Below are 18589 nucleotides of genomic sequence, written 5' to 3'. Positions count from 1 at the left end.
ATATTGATGGTTAAAAGAAAAAACATAAGCACTAAGAGGTGACACCTTTTCGCTTGCGTAGCAGACGAAAGGTGTCACCTCTGACAACCGAAGGTGTCACCTCTTAGTGCAGGAATACTTACTCTTTCAGTAACTTCTTCGTTACTACTTTTCCATCCTGTACCAGTTTCAATACGTACACCCCGGCCGCCAGTTTACCAGCCACGAACCTTGTACGGTGGCCACCCGCCTGTAAGCGGCCCTGTACCAGCATAGCCACCTGCCTGCCTTGCAGGTCAAATACACTCAATGTGGTATAACCACTCTTCTCCAGCGAGAAGGTGATCGTATTGTTGTCACCAAATGGGTTGGGATAACTGTTAAGCGTCATACCCATAGCAGTGTTGTCCTCACCCAACAGTTGCGTCATCCGGGAAGATGGACCCGCCGTGAGTTGCGTTCCCGCTGTGATCACCAGTTGTGGTGGATTGCTGCCTGTTTCTTTCGAATTCCAGGTAATGCGCGGATTGGTAGCGACCGTAGCCAATAAAGCCAGCGATATATTGTTTCGGCCAGCTGCTCTTTCAGCCTGCACATAGGATGTAACATCCCAGGTATAATAACGGCCAATAGAATCTGTTACCGTAGCACTGCCCTGGGAGGCGCCGGTAGCAGGCTTATTGTTCCAGGTAATAGCCGATTCCGTCCAGGTAGTATTGGATACCGCATGAGCATTCACCGGTACATTGGTATTGCGGTTATCATCCAGTTTGCCATATACCCGCAGTATGGCCGAAGTAATTGTACCCGTGGCTCCACTGGCGTCAAAGCGCAGGTAAGTTTGCCGGTCATTACCCGCAGCCGGGTTGGAGTTGAGCTTGGAGATCAGGATCGCCGCATCGGTACTGCCATGCGTAATATCGGCAGATGTACCATTGCGTACATAAGCATCATGTAATGGCGCTAAGGTAAACTGCTGACTGCCCTGGCTCGTTTGCACTTTCACTTCCGAATAGCTGTTCCACAGGTTCACACTGTTACCATGCCCTACTATCCGTACATATTTACCGGTTTGAGCGGCAAACGTAAAAGTTTCCAGGTTCAGCGAAGTACCACTGCTTACCCTTCCGGTAGCAGCGTTGGTCCAGTTCACTCCATCATTTCCTACCAGTACATCAAAAGTAGAGGTGCGCGTATTGCCACTATAGAAAGCGATCTGCACCCCGGTAATGGTAAAGGTATCATTCAGGCACAATTGTATCCACTGTCCGTCACCATTGGCCGACCATCGTGTATTGAGGTCATTGTCCAGTACATTGGCAGGCACATTGCCATCATCGGCACTGGCCGTTACCGGCGTACAGGAAGGCGCTGCATTGACAGAGATATTAACAGGGGCAGAAGTAGTCACAGCACTACTATCGTCCGTTGCTTTGGCCGTGATCGTATAAGCACCCACCGGCACATTGTTCCAAACAATGGAATATGGCGCTACATTATCAACACCCAGGCTGGTGGTACCGTTGAAGAATTCCACTCCCGTAACCGTACCATCACTATCAGCAGCCGTAGCATTGATCGTTATGGATGCAGGCGCTGTGAAACTGGTATTATTAGCCGGAGAAGTGACGCTTACCGTTGGCGGTACATTACTGGCCGCACCGTCAACAATCACCGACAGTTGTGGCGGGTTGGAACCAAACTCTGATGAATTCCAGAAAATGCGTGGATCATGCGCTATCATGCTCTTCAGCGCCAGCGATATTTTCTTACGCCCGGCAAGCAACTCACTTCTCACATAATTCGTCACATCCCAGTTTATATAAGCATAAGCCGAATTCGTTACCGTAGCCGAACTTAGTTCTGTGGCGCTGGTAGCCGGTTTATTGTTCCAGGTAAGTGTATTTTCTGTCCAGGTAGTGTTGGCTACCGAATAGGCTCCCACCAGTACCGATGGCACCGTAGTAAGGTCTACCTTACCATATACTTTCAGCGTTACGGCAGATACATTGCCATTGACCGGTGTGAGGTCAAACAGCAGGTAAGATTCCCTGGCATTATTCAATTGCCCCGAAGGCGATAGCTTGGTGATAAGCAAGGTGGAGTCCGTAGTACCATGTGTGATCCCTGCATTCGTGCCATCCCGTACATAGGCATCCTGTTGGGCAGTGAAGTTTATCGGTGTGGGGGCCACCCGGTAATGCGCCGTATAAGTAATATCATTATCCGTGATCACGATGTTCTGCGCAGCAGCGCCACCCTGGCTCCAATGATCAAAAATATAGGTTACCCCATTCAGGGTTTGCGGTGAGATGGCTACAATAGGCCGCGATGCACCCGAAACAGCTTCCGTAGTATATGGCGCTGTAAAGGGTACCGCATCCAGCCTTACCAGCAATCCAGCCGGTTGTGTTTGCAACGTAAGTTGTGAAGTAACCGGAAATACTTCTACATAAGAAGTATCACGCCCGCCCTGTGAATCCTGTACAGCCAGGTAAATACGGTACCACACATTCGTCTCATTGTGATCCGACAGGTCCGCTACAAATGAGCCACTGCTCACCCCATCCGTAAGCTGTGGCCCCGGATGTATATGCGTGGCATGGTGAAAATCAACCCACCATTCAAACGTACTGCCTGTAAGCGTTCCGTCTTCCGCATCAGTACCGGCACCGCTAAAGCTGATCACATCACCCGACCTGAACAAGACGCCATTCGTGGGACTATTGATCGTAGCTACCGGCAAAGTATTGGGCTGCGTTACCGTAAGCGTGGCATTACTGCTGGTTACCGTACCCGAACTATTGGTCACCACCACATTGTATTGTCCCGCATGCGAGGGTTGTACGTTGGTGATGCTATAAGTGGTACCCGTAGCACCTGAAATATTGGTAGTGCCTTTGCGCCATTGGTAAGTAGGCGCCGGGCTACCGGTAGCTGCTACCGTGAAAGTGGCCGTACCACCAATCACCACCGACGTATTTTGCGGTTGGGTAGTAATGGTGGGCGCCTGGTTGCCCGTATATACAATGCGGTAAAGAGAACTGTTATCACGACGCAGGTAATACAGGTTGCCATCCGTACCTTGCTTCATGTATACATTCCCACCACTCAGCCCGGTGGCAAACGATACCCTGGAAGGAGAGGTAGGATTGATATAATCGATCCAGGAACCACAATAATCCAGGAAGAAATATTTGCCGCCATAGGTGGCCGGCCAATTGCTGATACCGCCATTGAAAAAGGTACCGCCGTTAATAGCACAGCCTTGTCCGTTTGGCGGAGGGTCTGTGCGGTTGGTAGCATATACGTAAATAGGATTGGTATACCCTGTGCAGCCACTGGTACACATACCTTCCTTATCAGGCCAGCCAAAATTCTTGCCCCCCGTAGTAGCATCGTTGATCTCCTCCCAGGTAGCATTGCCCACATCATTCACAAAGATCTTACCACTCACCGGATCAGAAGCGAGGGTAAAAGGATTTCGTAATCCATAAGCCCATATACGGCTGCGCACTGCATTGCCGGTAAAGGGATTACCAGCCGGCGCAGTACCATCCGAATTGATCCGCAACAGCTTGCCCAGGTAAGTATCCAGGTTCTGCGCATTAGAACCTACCTGGTTTTCCCCGATAGACACATACAACTTGCCGTCATTACCAAATACAAGGCCACCACCATTGTGATAAATGCCACTCAGCGTTGGAAAATCCAACAGGGCCAACTCAGATCCTGCGACATCGCCTGTCATCGTAAACCGGCTTAAGCGGTTATGCGGCCCTGAAGTATGTGTATAGTAGAGATAAATATACTGGTTGCTGGCAAAATTAGGATCGACTGCCACCCCGATCAATCCTCGTTCTCCACTGGTATTGACCGATAAAGTAATGGCAGGCGTAGTCAGCAAACTACCATTTTTAACCACCCGCAACTGGCCATTCTGCTGGCATACCAGCACCCGGCCATCGGGTGTAAAGGCCATGGCCGTAGGCCCTGTTATGCTACCTGTTACCAACACCCGCTGAAAGTTGGTTGGCAGTGTTTGCCCCCGGGCCGGTTGTAGCAGAAAGAGAAAAAGACAGCTATACAGCAATAGCTGCCATGCTTTCGTCAGGCAATTGTTTTTTTTCATACTGATTGGTTTTGATAAGTGTTAATGGTATCTATGATATAAGACCCTAACAGGTCCAAACAAAAGGTGCGTCGCCCTGCGGTCCGGCAATGCAGCCCCGGAAGGGCGGCTCACCTTCTTTTGTGTCAGGATGCTCTATTCTTTTACCAGTTTTTGGGTAATTGTTTGTCCGTTATTGGAAAGCCGCAGCAGGTAGATACCAGCGGGCAATGCTTCAGGCCTGAATGGAATGCGGTGTGCCCCGGCTGCTAACCGCGCGTTCACCAATACAGCCACCTGCCTGCCGGTCATATCATACGCTGCCAGTTGCGTATATCCTTCTTTCGCCAGGTTTACCACCACCGTATTACTGCCCCTGAAAGGATTGGGGAAAGATGACAACCGCAGCTCACTGGCTTCTTCTTCAGCTTTTGCCACCAGCAACTGCCTTTGCGATTGCAGCGTCGTACTGGTAGTGATCACCAGTTGAGGCCCATTGCTGCCGGTTTCTTTGGAATTCCAGGTAATACGTGGATCAGTGGCCACAGTACTAAGCAAGGCCAGCGATATCAGCGTGCGCCCTGCTGCCAGTTCACTTTGCACATAAGCCGTAATATCCCAGCTATAGTAACGCGCTGTAGCATCCGTTACCGTAGCAGTTTGCAAAGCACTGGCGCCTGTAGCGGGTTTATTGTTCCAGGTGATGGTCGATTCAGTCCAGGTGGTATTGGATACACCATAAACATTGATGGGCACATTGGTGCTCCGGTCGTCATCGATCTTTCCATACAGGCGTAAAACAGCCGATGTGATGGTACTGCCCGCACTGCCTGCATCAAAGCGCAGGTAGGTATGACGATCATTACCGGCTGAAGCTGTGGAGTTGAGTTTGGTGACCAGTATATTGGCATCCGTAGTACCATGCGTGGTGCCGGCAGCCGTACCATTGCGCACATACGCATCATGCTGTGGTGCAAGCGTAATGGTTTGTCCGCTCCCTGAACCTGTTTGTATCTTTACCTCCGTATAACTGTTCCAGGCATTTACACTATTGCCATGCCCTACAATGCGTACATATTTACCCGTGATAGCGCTAAAGGAAAATGTTTCCAGGTTGAGTGAGGTGCCGCTGCTTACCCGGCCCGCCGAGGCGGTGGTCCAGTTAATGCCATCATCACCCACCAGTACATCAAAGGTCGATGTGCGCGTATTGCCACTATAAAAAGCGATCTGTACACCCGTTATGGAAGCCGGGGAGCTGAGGCAAAACTGTATCCATTGCCCATCCCCCGTGGCCGACCACCGCGTACTGAGGTTATTGTCCAGTACATTGGCCGCCACATTGCCATCATCTCCACTGGCCACTACCGGCTGACAGATAGGTGGCGGCTCACTTCCAATATCGGAGGGGCATAAGCTGGCACTGCTTTCTGAAATACAGAAATCGGCAAAACGTACCTGCTCATCCCGCAACACAGCATCTTTACCACGGTATACGCCCCATTTGCCCCGGTTATAACTGGCGCCCGTACGCCACATATCCAATGAGTTGTTGGTATACGATAGCAAGGTAGCCCCATCACTGACCCTCTTAATGGTAATTTCAAAGGTGCCGGCACTGCCTTCACTGCTCTTGTATTTAACATACGCCTCCACCCAGGTGCCTTTAAAAGGCGCCAGGTCTACCTGGTGTACAGTACCGAGGCTGCCACTGCCTTCCCCCGCACTGTGAATGATCTGCATCTTTTGTGGATTGCCTGCCCGGGGCGTAATCGTCATTAAAGGTGCCCCTGCATCGCCATCAATGGCCTTGATCTGGAAAATATGCGTAAACCGGCTGGAAGGAATAAAGTTGGCATCCAGTTTAAACTTCCAGCGGTAATAAGCTGTTTGCCCTTGCGTATGTTGCATTTCGTCAGAAGAACCATTGCCTCCTTTGATCTCCATACGCACCCGGTCATCTGCACCACAACGGTCATCATCTTCTACCGGATGACTGTGAAATACAAATACATTTTTACCAAGGGTATTATCGAATATTTCTGTTACATGTCGCCCAAAAGAAGTATGACGGCAATCAGGACTTTCTACACCGAAGCCTTTCGATTCGATCAGTTCATAGGTATCACCTGGCCCGTCGGCGCTTAATTTTACCTGGGCATGCAGGGTAGTAATGATCAACAGGAAAGTAAAAAGAGCATACAGCTGTTTCATAATAAGGTTTTAATAAATGAATAATACGGCATGACAATAGAAGGCACCCCCAGGGGCAATGCTCCCAGGCGCCATAGCATTTGTGTAACGGGCATAGCATGGCCCGTTGCGTCTTATTCACTTATAGCAAAACTTACGGGATTCCTGCAGGTAGCCGTTTAGGGGATAAAAACAGTAAGTAGATTGTTTGTGTGGAGAGTTGGTACAGAATACAGCAGGAATACGTAATAATCAAGGTCAGGTCAGGGTAAACCCTTACGAATAGTCTTTGAGACATTTCTTCATATAACAGGCAGTTTTGTTAATAAAAAGTTAGCACCATGAAGTAACGTTATTACCTGTTCGCTTGAATGACCTCAATTAACCGAATACTAAGCTCTATTAGCACAAAGCAGCCTAACAGTAATGGATAGCATCATTCTCAATAACGGTAGCACACGGCGTTGATATTCATGCCGGCGCCTACTGATGCAAACAGGATCACATCGCCGGGTTGCAGCGAATGTTCAGGAAGCTGGTTCCTGCGTACCAGGTCGTATAAAGTGGGAATGGTGGCAACAGAACTATTGCCCAGCCAATGAATGCACATTGGCATAATATCGCGTGGAGTTTGTGCGCCATACAATTGGTAAAAAGCACGCACTATACTTTCATCCATTTTTTCATTGGCCTGGTGGATGAAGATCTTTTTCAGTTCATGCAGACCTATACCGCTTTTGTCGAGGCATTCTTTCATAGCAGCCGGCACATATTTAACGGCATACTCGTATACCTTACGGCCCTTCATTTTAATATAACGTGTATGAGCGTCGGCGTCCGGAGCATTGGATTCGCCAAAATAAATATACCCGGCTTCTTCTACACAATCAGACCGGGTACTGGTGCTCAGTATGCCGGCCTGTCCGGCGGTAACCTCCTGGTATTCCATTACACAAGCGCCCGCACCATCAGAAAAGATCATACTGTCACGGTCGTAATCATCAACCACCCTCGATAAGGTTTCGGTACCTATTACCAGACACTTTTTGGCGGCGCCGGCCCGGCAGTACAAGTCAGCCTGTATGAGACCCTGAAGCCAGCCAGGACAGCCAAATAAGATATCGTAAGGTATACAGGAAGGATTTTTGATGCCCAGGCCTTGTTTCACACGAGATGCCAGGGAAGGTACCCCATCCATCTGAACGGTATTAGCGAGCACATCGCCATAATTGTGCGCCACAATGAGCTGGTCCAGCGTTTCAGGATCCACGCCACTGTCTTTAATGGCCAGGAGAGCAGCCTGGATGGCCATATCGGAAGCCGTCATATTTTCGGGCGCATAACGCCTTTCTTCAATGCCGGTGATCTGCTTGAATTTCTCTACAATTTCCTTCTGAGGACGGTCTATAGAATGTTTGTCTTCTGTAAAAAAGCTATTGGAAATAAAATCACTGTTCTTTTTGATAACAGAAGGAATATAACTTCCGGTACCCGTAATGATTGATCTTTGCATTAGTGCAACAGCATGGTTAAATAGATACGACAAAATACTACCGCGCTAATAAATACACCATATTCAACATAGCTGGAATATGATCTACAATTATTATCTCCGGAACTGCAAAAAAGATAAAGCCCTATTCTTCGCTTCCCTTCTTAAAAGGCGATAGCTTGGTTATTTCTGAACCATTGAATATACGGGATAATTTGGCATCTTTTGACTTCTGATAAGTCTCGATATTTGATTCCCAAACAATAGCCCAGAAATTCTTTGATTTCAACTCCGCATAGTCAGGCGTTTTAATAAAAATGCCAATAAAAGGCTTGCGGGTCTTAAATCCGATCCTTACAGGAGCGTTGTCAGGATTCTTGTCCGTGAGAAACTTTTCAATCTGATCGTTTGTCATCTGCTGTTAAAAATTTTAAAGAACATAATAACCGGCTGTTCCTGCCGGAAAACCTTGACCAATCTGCCCAACCCTTACCCAATGTAACCACCGGAATAACAGGCTGGGATTTTTTTAATCCTGCAAAGGTACGATTTTTAATTTTAATAGTTAACTGATTAGTTATCAGCGCCCATAGCCCTGCCAATCCCATTATTGCCTCAAAAACAAATTAGGCCAATGAATAGTAATTAGTTATCTTCAGTTTATATCCCCCCAAACTTCCTTCCCGCCGTACCATTGTACACATTAAAACCACTCTTATGAACATATTTGTTGGTAACCTCAACAAAAAAACGACTGCCAACCACCTTTTTCAACTCTTTCTTCAGTTTGGCAAAGTGATCTCCGTACGTATCCTTCGGGACAATCAAACAGGTTATTCTCTGGGTTGTGGTTATATCGAAATGGACAGCCAGGCAGGATCAGCAGCCATCCAGAACCTCCACGAAATGTTTTTCATGAACACCTACATGGAAGTCAACGAAGTTCCCATCGGCGGATAATACTACTTTTACTTTTCTCCTTCTTCTTCACTAATTCTACATCTTTTGATGGCATGATTTTTTAGTGCCAATTCTCCCATTCTGTGTAGACATAAATCTACAGCCATTTTTTTGTCCCAGCTGTTATAATCTGGCCAAATTATTCTTACTTAGCTCTTTATGATACTCATTGTAGATGACAGACCTGAAAACCTTTTTTCTTTACAAAAACTCCTTGAGGTCAACCATTTCAGGGTAGACACTGCAGCCTCCGGCGAAGAGGCCCTGCGCAAGGTTTTGAAGAACGCCTACTTTCTCATCATACTGGATGTACAAATGCCCGGCATGGATGGTTTTGAAGTAGCAGAGGCCATCAGTGGCTACAGCAAATCGAAAGATATTCCCATCATCTTCCTCTCCGCTGTCAATACAGAAAAGCGATTCATCACCAAAGGATACACCTCAGGCGCCATCGATTATATCACCAAGCCATTCGATCCGGATATCCTGTTGTTGAAAGTGAAAACCTTTTACCGGCTGCACCAGCAAACCAGGGAATTGAGTGCAGCACAGAAAACACTGCAGGAAGAAGTAGAAGTAAGAAAACATGCCCAGGAAGCCCTGCACCAGAGTGTAGAAGAACTACGCTCCGCGTTGGAGTCTATTCCACAGATCGCTTTTACGTCCGACCCTGCCGGCACCATTGAGTTTGTAAATAAATACTGGTACCAATATTCTTTTGGTAAGGATATGTTCCCGCAAACGCCGCCCGGCGCTATCTCCATTGCAAAATGCATTGAAGAAGCTATAAGAGCCGGTCTGCAGCTGGAAACAGAACTAAGGATCAGACCACTGAAGTCGGAAGAATACCGCATTCATCTCCTCACCCTTACACCTGTAAAAAAGGAAAACAATATCCTGAAATGGGTAGGCATCTTTACTGATATTCATGAACAGAAAATGGTAAACCAGCTGCTGGAACAACGGGTAAATGAACGCACCCAGGAATTGGTCCAGGCCAATAAGGAATTGGAGATGAGCAATCATGAGCTCCAACAGTTTGCTTATGTTGCTTCCCATGACCTCAAAGAACCTTTACGCAAGATCCAGGTATTCAGTCACCTCATCAGGGACAGGTTCCTGTCCAATAATTCCGACGCCGTAGGCTATATTAACCGGCTGATCCATTCCTCCGAGCGCATGAATAACCTGATCACCGATGTCCTCAATTATAGCCGGCTCTCCATATCCGGTGTTTTTGAGACGACCAATATCAACCTCGTGATCCAGGAAATACTGGTGGACATGGAACTGCTGATACAGGAAAAAGAGGCCATCATTCACACCGATAATATCCCAGCCCTGGAGGTGATACCAGCCCAGATCAGGCAGGTATTTCAAAACATACTGAGCAACGCCCTCAAGTTTTCCAACAAACGGGACAAACCCGTTATCCATATCCGATCGGTACTGGTGACGGAGAAAGATCCTTACAGCATCCCTTCACCGGCCGGAAAGTATTGCCGTATTACCGTAACAGATAATGGCATTGGATTTAATGAGATCTACCTCAATAAGATATTTTCTATTTTCCAGCGCCTGCACTCGAGAGAGGAATATGAAGGCACCGGCATTGGGCTGGCCATTGTAAAAAAGATCATGGATACCCATAATGGACTGATTACTGCCGAAAGTAAAGAAGGCAAGGGCAGTACATTTATCATGATACTTCCTGTGAAGCAACAATGAGGTCAATAAGGAGAGGTGACAGCTTTCCCCTGCGACGCATGCGAATGCTGCCATCTCGCCGACAAGTGCTAAATCGAATACAAACATTGTAAAAAGGTACCTAATAAATCTTTCAATGAAATCGACTTTTAAACGGAACCTGTTAATTGGCTTTGGTGTTTCATTATTCCTGTTGATCATAAGCTCTGTAGCCTCTTACGTAAGCATCAGCAACCTGCTGAAAAGTGCCGGCGAGGTAGAACATACCAACGAAGTGAAGCAACTGGTAGAAAAGATCATGTCTACCCTCAAAGATGCGGAAACGGGTCAGCGGGGGTACCTCCTTACCGGCGATGATCGCTTCCTGACTCCGTATAATGGTTCTATTGACAGCGCCAAGGCATACGTGGTTCAGCTAAAAACATTGACAGCTGATAACCGCCAACAGGAAATGCGTACCAACAGGCTACAGGAAATAGTGGTATTGCGCTTATCGAACCTGGAACGTCGCATCGTTCAAAAGCGCGGTGGCGAAGAGGTCACTACAGAACAATTGCTGGAAGGCAAAAAACATATGGATGAGGCAAGACAGGTAGTCAACGAAATGATAAAAACAGAAGAGCAGTTGCTGGCCATGCGCACAGCACGAATGAATCGGTTCTCTACCTACACTCCCCTTCTCATTGTAATAGCCGCTGCCCTTTCCCTCATCATCACCGTTATTTCCTTTATGCGGGTCAACAGCGATTTTGAGAAGACCACCCGCCTTCAGATGGCATTGGCGGAAAAAGACAAAGACATTACCCGCCGCATCAATATCATCCAGGATGTAGCCAACAAGATATCTGCCGGCGATTACAGCGTACGCGTTCAGGACAAAGGAGAAGACGGACTGGGCAGCCTGGGTGTAGCACTCAATAAGATGGGCAATTCGCTGGAACATTCCTTCGGCCTGCTGGCCGATAAGGAATGGCTCCAAACAGGTATTGCCGCCCTTAATGAAAAGATGCTGGGCGAATATGAATTGCCCCTGTTATCACATGGTATATTAGCCTATGTAGCCAATTATACCAATAGCCAGGCCGGCGCTTTTTACCTGGCCGAGGACAATACCAGCCTGCGCTTTATCAAAGGTTTTGCTTTTGATGAAAAGCTCGCCAAACCGCGTATAGCTTTCGGAGAAGGCATCGCCGGACAATGCGCCGACAGCGCCTCTACTATTTACCTGCAAGAAGTGCCTGAAGGTCTCATTACCATCAGCCATACTACTGGCAGCATCAAGCCGAAGAACATTATTGCCATTCCTCTCTTCTTTGAAAAAAAGATCATGGGCGTGATCGAACTGGCAGCTATTAAAGCATATACCCCAACCGAAATTATCTTCCTTGAATCGGCTGCTCACAATATAGGCACTGTCATTAACAGCATAGAAAGCCGCCGCCGCCTGCAGGAACTGTTGGAAGAAACCCAGTCGCAGTCGGAAGAATTGCAGGCCCAGCACAATGAAATGGAGAATATCAACAGCGAACTGGAAGCCCAGACAGAAAAGCTGCAGGCATCGGAAGAAGAACTGAAAGTACAACAGGAAGAACTGGTAGAGGCCAATGGAGAACTGGAAGAAAGGGCCCGCCTGCTGGAAGAGAAGAACCAGCTGGTATTTGAAAGGAACCTGGAGATACAGAAAAAGGCAGAAGAGCTGGAACAAAGCACCCGCTACAAATCGGAGTTCCTCGCCAATATGTCGCACGAATTGCGCACTCCACTCAACTCCATACTCCTGCTGTCGAGGCTGATGTCGGAAAACAATGAGCAAAACCTCTCCAGCGAACAAATAGAATATGCCCGGGTAATACAAAGCTCTGGTCATGGACTGCTGTCGCTGATCGATGAGATACTGGACCTCTCGAAGATCGAAGCAGGCAAGATGGAACTGCAGTATGCCGATGTACCGGTACAGGAAATAGTCGATGATATGGTAGCCCTTTTCGGCCCCATGGCCAAAGAGAAAGGCATTGCATTCAAAACCACCATCGACAACAACGTACAGGGCATTATTGAGACCGACAGGCTGCGCCTGGAACAGATCATCAAGAACCTTATTGCCAATGCACTAAAATTCACCGCCAAGGGATATGTAGCCCTGAACATATCCATGCCTGGCAGTGAGGGCCATACCATTGCCTTTACGGTAAAAGACACCGGTATTGGTATTTCTCCGGATAAGCAAAAGATCATCTTTGAAGCCTTCCAGCAAGCCGATGGGTCTACCCGCCGCAAATATGGTGGTACCGGGTTGGGCCTATCCATCAGCCGCCAACTGGCCAGGCTGCTGGGTGGCGAAATACTATTGGAAAGCGAACCCGGCCAGGGCAGTGAATTCTCCGTACACATCCCTTTATCCCAGGCCCTTGCAGCCTTGGGTGGGACCACCAACACCGACCGCCCCTTGCAGCCTGATCAGCCAGGCACCCAGGCACCGTCGTCATTGCCTTTGCCTGTACCTGCGCAGGAATTACGTCAGCGCTATATCAGCGATATCATACCCGAGAATGTACCCGATGACCGGCACAAGATCAATCACCGCGACAAAGTGATCCTCATTGTGGAAGACGATACCAATTTTGCCAAATCCTTGTTGGACTATACCCGCAACAAAGGTTATAAGGGCGTGGTGAGTGTACGGGGCGATGAAGCACTGGCACTGGCTTTACAATTTATGCCGGCAGGCATCCTGCTGGATATACAGTTGCCTGTGAAAGATGGTTGGGAAGTAATGGAAGACCTCAAGAACAATCCGCAAACCAGGCATATACCCGTACACATGATGAGCGCCTATGATGGCAAATACAAGAGCATTTCCAAAGGAGCGGTAGACTTCATCAATAAGCCCGTAGCCTATGAGCAAATGCAGGATATTTTTGCCCGTATTGAATTCATGCTCACCAACAATCCACGCAAAGTGCTCATTGTGGAAGAGAACATGAAGCACGCCAAAGCGCTGGCCTATTACCTGGAAAACTTCAAGGTCAATACAGAGATCAAAAATACTGTGATCGGCAGCGTAGAGGCCCTGCTTCAAAAAGAAGTGAACTGTGTAATACTGGATATGGGCATTCCTAACCAGCGATCCTATGATACGCTCGATGAAGTGAAGAAAACACCTGGCCTGGAAAATATACCCATCATCATTTTTACTGGCAAGAACCTTTCCAGGGCCGAAGAAATGAAGATCAGGCAGTATGCCGATTCTATTGTGATCAAAACAGCCCACTCCTACCAGCGCATACTGGATGAAGTCTCCCTTTTCTTGCACCTGGTGGGAGAAAAAGACGCCAACTCCGGCAGGTCGTCCAACAATCTGGGCCTATTGCAGGAAGTGTTAAAAGATAAGACCGTATTGATCGCCGATGATGATATCCGCAATATCTACTCCCTTACCAAAGCCCTGGAAGCCTATCATATGAAGGTAGTATCCGCCATGGACGGGAAAGAGGCGCTGCGGCAATTGCAGGAACATCCCGGCGTGGATATCGTATTGATGGATATGATGATGCCGGAAATGGATGGCTATGAATCGACCAAACGCATCAAAGCTAACCCCGCTTTCAGTAAATTGCCAGTGATTGCCGTTACCGCCAAAGCCATGACAGGCGACCGGGAAAAATGTATAGAGGCCGGTGCATCGGACTATATCAGCAAACCGGTGGATATTGACCAACTGCTATCCCTGCTGCGGGTATGGTTGTATGATGCAGGCAAATAACAGCCGGCGATAGCAGCTACTTAAAACAATAGCCGTGGAATTTGAAATACAGGACAAGGAAATGGATATACTGCTCCAGAATGTGCTGGAAAGGTATGGGTATGACTTTAACGACTATTCCAAAGCTTCCCTGAAAAGAAGGATCAACCGTTTATACGCGTTGGATAAATTCACCTCGTTTGAACAGTTCAGAAGACAGATACAAACCGACAGCACTTACTTCCGCCGCTTTGTGGAAGAGATCACCGTCAATGTGACCGAAATGTTCCGTGACCCTTCTTTCTACAAAGCCATACGGGAAGAAGTGCTGCCTGTACTGGCTACCCACCCATTTATACGCATCTGGCATGCCGGCTGCTCTACCGGGGAAGAAGTGTACTCCATGGCTATTCTGTTGCAGGAGGCAGGCTTGCTGAAGAAATCCCTGTTGTATGCCACCGATATCAATCCGGGTGTTTTGGAACGGCTGCGCAAAGGCATTTTCCCTTTGCGTTTTATAAAACAGTATTCAGAGAATTATATCCAATCGGGCGGCAAACAGGATTTCTCCCAATATTATACCGCCAAGTATGACTGGGCCAAGTTTGATGAAAAGCTGGCCGCCAAAATGGTGGTAGCTACCCACAACCTTGTTTCAGACAGTTCCTTCAATGAATTTCAACTCATCTTTTGCCGGAACGTATTGATCTACTTCGACAGGAACCTTCAAAACAACGCCTTGCAATTATTTGATGACAGCCTGGACTCTTTGGGGTTCCTGGCCCTGGGCGCCAAAGAAAACCTGAAGTATGCACCCATTTTCCGTAAATACAAACAGCTGGACAATAAAGAAAGGATATGGCGGAAAATAGCATAATACCTGTTATCCAACTGATCGTTATCGGCGGTTCCGCCGGTAGCCTGGATGTTATATTAAAACTGATACCGGCCCTTCATCCCCGCCTGCCGGTGGCCATCATTATCGTTACCCACCGCAAGCCTTCCAATGATGAAATACTGGTAGACCTCCTCAACGCCAAGAGCACCTGGCCGGTAAAGGAAGCAGAAGAAAAGGAACCGGTTGAGCCCAATACGATTTACATAGCCCCTACCGATTACCACCTGTTGCTGGAAAAAGACCATACCTTTTCCCTCGATGTATCGGAAAAAGTGAATTACAGTCGTCCAAGTATTGATATCACGTTTGAATCCGCCGCGGAGGCCTATGGGCCTTCCCTGCTGGGCATCTTACTTTCGGGCGCCAATGCCGATGGAGTAGATGGTATGAAAAGCATCAAAAGCCATGGAGGCACCTGCCTGGTGCAGGACCCCGATTCGGCCGATGTCGATTATATGCCCCGGCAGGCAGTGGAGCAGGTACAGGTAGATAAAGTGCTCCCCGCCGATCAGCTGGCTGGCTTTATAAACAGCTTATTCCTTAACACCTGATCTAAAGGAGCCATTGCTCCCTGTATTCAGCATCCCGAACACCTACCCACAAATAAAATAGCCTCCCGCATAAAGAGACTATTTTATTGATTCATTTATTTTTATGCAGGTTATCTAGATTTATTTTTTAACCAACACACCTTGCTTTAGCATATCGCGGGTGATCTGTTTGGCATAGTCGCGGCCAATTTTATCCTCCGAAGGATCAAAAGATTTGGATTGGACCGAATAGAGCATTTTGTTATCAGCGACACTGTAAAGGTTGCTTTCCCAGAAATAATTGGTACTGGTGGTATAATAGCCCGGTGTATAGACCCTGCCGTAGACGGTACGGTAATAGCCCCAGAAGCGGCTGTAATAACCGCCATAAGGCTGGTAGGATACATTACCGGGTACATAATTCTTTTCTTTGGCCTTGTCCAGCAATACGATGGTCATTACAGCATCATACCCTTTGTTGCGCAAAAAGCGAAGGGCCCGCTGTTCGTTCATATTGTTTAGCTGGTTGGGGGAAAAAACAGTACTGGCTGCAATGGCATTGACACCTGAGCCTTTCAGCTCTTCGGCCAGTTCATTTTCCATGTTCATACGTATGCTGCGGTCTTTATTGGGCATTAGTCCCAATACCAGCACCTGGCGGTAGTTCAATTTGTTGGCCTCATCCGATTTCCAGGAAGAAGTAACCTTGGTGGAAGAACAGGCAGCCAGGAGTATCATAATGGCCATACTGGCCGGTACGATTAGCTTTTTCATAAAAGAGCGCTTTATAGTGAATAAAATCTAGCTTCCCTATATGAGATTCAATTTTCATTCCACGGTTTAACTACATGGTAGTCAATAACAAATCATTCAAATTTGTTAGCGGAATGCTAAAAGAATCCATTCACTATATAAGTGCAAATCGTATACCCGGGAAGGCATGTCAGGCAGGCACCTGAACAGCAGCATTAAAACGGAAGCCCACGCCGTGAATGGTTTCCAACAGTACGTCGGGATCGGCTTTAAAATACTTGCGGAGCTTGGTCATGAAAACATCCATACTCCTGCCCAGGAAATAGTCGTCCTTTCCCCAAACATTGAGGAGTACTTCCTCCCGTTTTAAAATATGGTTGGCATGCTCGCAGAGGAATTTGAGGAGATCGGCTTCCTTTTGGGTGAGGGTAAAGCTCTCATCCGGGGCGTTCAATTTAAGATCCGTATAGGAGAAGGTGAGTTTTCCAATGGTGAATTGCTGCACATGATCGGCAGCCAGTTTCCGGGTACGACGCATAAATACGTCCATCCGCAGCAAAAGTTCCTGCATGCTGAAGGGCTTGGTAATATAATCGTCGGCGCCGGATAAAAACCCCTTGATCCGGTCTTCTTCCATAGAACGTGCGGTGAGGAAGAGGATGGGGATCACATCGCTGTGCTGGCGGATCTTACGGGCTACGCTAAATCCGTCTTTATTGGGCATCATCACATCCAGCAGGCAGATGTCGAAACGGCCCTTTTCAAATTGATCAATAGCGGTTTGTCCGTCGGGACACACAATTACCTCATACCCGGCATCTACCAGATTGTCCTTGATCACATAGCTCAAAGAAAGGTCGTCTTCAGCCAATAATACCCTGCCTTTTCTTGTTAACATGGCTTGCATAGTTTTATTAAAGCGGGAATAGCATTTTAAATTCAGTCCCGATCCCCGGCAGGCTATTCACTTTGATACTGCCGTGGTGAGCATCGATGATCCGTTTAACAAAATTCAGTCCAAGACCGAATCCCTTTACATTATGTACGTCGCCGGTGGGCACCCGGTAAAACTTTTTGAATAAATTTTTCTGGTATTTTTTCTCAATACCGATACCATTGTCCTTGACGGAAATAAACAGGTGCCCATCCTCCTGCCCTGTACTGATGATCACATGGGGTTTGGTTGAGTATTTAAGGGCGTTTTCCAGCAGGTTGACCACTGCCAGTTCCAGGTGTACCCGGTCGGCCAGCAGTTCATAGCCGGGCTCTTCAGCGCTTTGTATTTCCACCAGCGCCTCTTTATCGTCTACCAGGGGCTGGATCTTGGCTACGGCCTGCTCGATGATCTCTTTTACCGGCACCCTCACTTTTTCAATGGGCAGTTCCCGCCGGTCGGTGGAAGCGATATGCAGCAGCCGCTCTACCTGGCTCTGGAGGTGTTGGGTCTGGTGCTGGATGATGTTGGCGTACTTGAACAACCGCTCTGGCTGGTTCACAATCTTATCCTGAAGCAGGACTTCAGATGATATTTTCATGACCGCCAGGGGGGTCTTAAATTCATGGGTAAAGTTATTGACAAAATCCTTTTGAACTTCTACCAGGAATTTCTGCCGGTAAAAGTAGAAAAGGATGATGGCCAGGCTGATCAATACAAAGAACAGGATGGCCGTACTGATGAACCAGAAATTCATCTGGGCCAGCACATATTTATTGCGGTGCGGGAAATACAGCAATACATAATCGTGATCGCGCTGGTACACCGGTAATACATTATGAGAGGGGTCATACCGGGCTGCAGCGGCTGGTATATATTGCTCAGCAATGTAGGTACCCTTCTTTGAATCGTACAAACCTATAAGCGCATCCGTTAGCACATCAAAATCGTTCAGTTCATGTTTAAGGTAAAAGACCAGGGAATCGTAAGGAATTGACGTCCCTTCCACCCGAAACAGGAAATAGTCGGGAGAAGGATGCTCTATCAGGTCCTGGAGGTGATTGGCCGGCGTATCGGCAATATCCATATCCTCGTAAAGCCCCCGGATACTTTTCACCACATTTGTATTAAAGGTCTTGTGTTCAAACGAATAGACCTTATTGAGCCAGAATAGCTGGACACCAGTAATAAGGGCAATCAGTAATGTTGCCAGCAATATGATCCACCTGAGGGTTGAAGAACGCATACCGTTTAAATATATACCTCCGGCAAATTTGCTATGCATTATCT

The 18589-nt window shown here is 47.7% G+C and carries 12 protein-coding genes; 5 read left to right on the top strand and 7 right to left on the bottom strand.

Features of this window, described 5'->3' with window-relative positions; translation table 11 throughout:
- Positions 1–118: 118 nt before the first annotated feature.
- From D3H65_RS05265 to D3H65_RS05250, 4 genes are all read right to left on the bottom strand, one after another.
- The gene (locus D3H65_RS05265) at positions 119–4111 is read right to left on the bottom strand and encodes a CBM96 family carbohydrate-binding protein (protein WP_119049258.1); all 3993 of its coding nucleotides are present in this window, start codon (positions 4109–4111) and stop codon (positions 119–121) included.
- A 135-nt stretch (positions 4112–4246) separates the two neighbouring features.
- The gene (locus tag D3H65_RS05260) at positions 4247–6304 is read right to left on the bottom strand and encodes a CBM96 family carbohydrate-binding protein (protein ID WP_119049257.1); all 2058 of its coding nucleotides are present in this window, start codon (positions 6302–6304) and stop codon (positions 4247–4249) included.
- Positions 6305–6725: 421 nt separating this feature from the next.
- Positions 6726–7796, bottom strand: a complete 1071-nt coding sequence (locus D3H65_RS05255; protein ID WP_119049256.1) for a 3-oxoacyl-ACP synthase III family protein — start codon at positions 7794–7796, stop codon at positions 6726–6728.
- Positions 7797–7920: 124 nt separating this feature from the next.
- A complete protein-coding gene (locus D3H65_RS05250) occupies positions 7921–8190 on the bottom strand; it encodes a short-chain dehydrogenase (RefSeq protein ID WP_119049255.1) in 270 nt (89 codons plus the stop codon).
- A gap of 302 nt (positions 8191–8492) precedes the next feature.
- On the opposite strand from D3H65_RS05250, the gene D3H65_RS05245 reads away from it, so the two are divergent.
- From D3H65_RS05245 to D3H65_RS05225, 5 genes are all read left to right on the top strand, one after another.
- The gene (locus D3H65_RS05245; protein ID WP_119049254.1) at positions 8493–8735 is read left to right on the top strand and encodes an RNA recognition motif domain-containing protein; all 243 of its coding nucleotides are present in this window, start codon (positions 8493–8495) and stop codon (positions 8733–8735) included.
- A 159-nt stretch (positions 8736–8894) separates the two neighbouring features.
- A complete protein-coding gene (locus tag D3H65_RS05240; RefSeq protein ID WP_119049253.1) occupies positions 8895–10463 on the top strand; it encodes a hybrid sensor histidine kinase/response regulator in 1569 nt (522 codons plus the stop codon).
- A gap of 115 nt (positions 10464–10578) precedes the next feature.
- Positions 10579–14205 (top strand): response regulator, encoded by a 3627-nt coding sequence (locus tag D3H65_RS05235; protein WP_119049252.1) that lies wholly within the window; start codon positions 10579–10581, stop codon positions 14203–14205.
- Positions 14206–14239: 34 nt separating this feature from the next.
- The gene (locus D3H65_RS05230; protein WP_245999683.1) at positions 14240–15061 is read left to right on the top strand and encodes a CheR family methyltransferase; all 822 of its coding nucleotides are present in this window, start codon (positions 14240–14242) and stop codon (positions 15059–15061) included.
- A complete protein-coding gene (locus tag D3H65_RS05225) occupies positions 15043–15633 on the top strand; it encodes a chemotaxis protein CheB (protein WP_119049251.1) in 591 nt (196 codons plus the stop codon). The genes D3H65_RS05230 and D3H65_RS05225 overlap by 19 nt, the downstream gene beginning before the upstream one ends.
- 120 nt (positions 15634–15753) lie before the next feature.
- Here the strand turns inward: D3H65_RS05225 and D3H65_RS05220 are convergent, their stop codons facing one another.
- From D3H65_RS05220 to D3H65_RS05210, 3 genes are all read right to left on the bottom strand, one after another.
- The gene (locus D3H65_RS05220) at positions 15754–16386 is read right to left on the bottom strand and encodes a hypothetical protein (protein WP_119049250.1); all 633 of its coding nucleotides are present in this window, start codon (positions 16384–16386) and stop codon (positions 15754–15756) included.
- Positions 16387–16555: 169 nt separating this feature from the next.
- Complete coding sequence (locus D3H65_RS05215) at positions 16556–17263, bottom strand: response regulator transcription factor (protein ID WP_119054397.1); 708 nt, start codon at positions 17261–17263, stop codon at positions 16556–16558.
- Between the two features lie 16 nt (positions 17264–17279).
- Complete coding sequence (locus D3H65_RS05210; RefSeq protein ID WP_162915418.1) at positions 17280–18545, bottom strand: sensor histidine kinase; 1266 nt, start codon at positions 18543–18545, stop codon at positions 17280–17282.
- Positions 18546–18589: the final 44 nt, after the last annotated feature.

The sequence above is a fragment of the Paraflavitalea soli genome, assembly GCF_003555545.1.
GTDB classification, from domain to species: domain Bacteria; phylum Bacteroidota; class Bacteroidia; order Chitinophagales; family Chitinophagaceae; genus Paraflavitalea; species Paraflavitalea soli.
Note: the sequence above shows the minus strand (reverse complement) of the source record. Positions and strands in the feature narration are given on the sequence as shown.

Coding starts and splice junctions, on each gene's coding strand:
- D3H65_RS05240 (WP_119049253.1), top strand. CDS start 8,895: ATGATACTCATTGTAGATGACAGACCTGAAAACCTTTTTTCTTTACAA.
- D3H65_RS05260 (WP_119049257.1), bottom strand. CDS start 6,304: ATGAAACAGCTGTATGCTCTTTTTACTTTCCTGTTGATCATTACTACC.
- D3H65_RS05215 (WP_119054397.1), bottom strand. CDS start 17,263: ATGTTAACAAGAAAAGGCAGGGTATTATTGGCTGAAGACGACCTTTCT.
- D3H65_RS05265 (WP_119049258.1), bottom strand. CDS start 4,111: ATGAAAAAAAACAATTGCCTGACGAAAGCATGGCAGCTATTGCTGTAT.
- D3H65_RS05225 (WP_119049251.1), top strand. CDS start 15,043: ATGGCGGAAAATAGCATAATACCTGTTATCCAACTGATCGTTATCGGC.
- D3H65_RS05220 (WP_119049250.1), bottom strand. CDS start 16,386: ATGAAAAAGCTAATCGTACCGGCCAGTATGGCCATTATGATACTCCTG.
- D3H65_RS05250 (WP_119049255.1), bottom strand. CDS start 8,190: ATGACAAACGATCAGATTGAAAAGTTTCTCACGGACAAGAATCCTGAC.
- D3H65_RS05235 (WP_119049252.1), top strand. CDS start 10,579: ATGAAATCGACTTTTAAACGGAACCTGTTAATTGGCTTTGGTGTTTCA.
- D3H65_RS05245 (WP_119049254.1), top strand. CDS start 8,493: ATGAACATATTTGTTGGTAACCTCAACAAAAAAACGACTGCCAACCAC.
- D3H65_RS05210 (WP_162915418.1), bottom strand. CDS start 18,545: ATGCGTTCTTCAACCCTCAGGTGGATCATATTGCTGGCAACATTACTG.
- D3H65_RS05255 (WP_119049256.1), bottom strand. CDS start 7,796: ATGCAAAGATCAATCATTACGGGTACCGGAAGTTATATTCCTTCTGTT.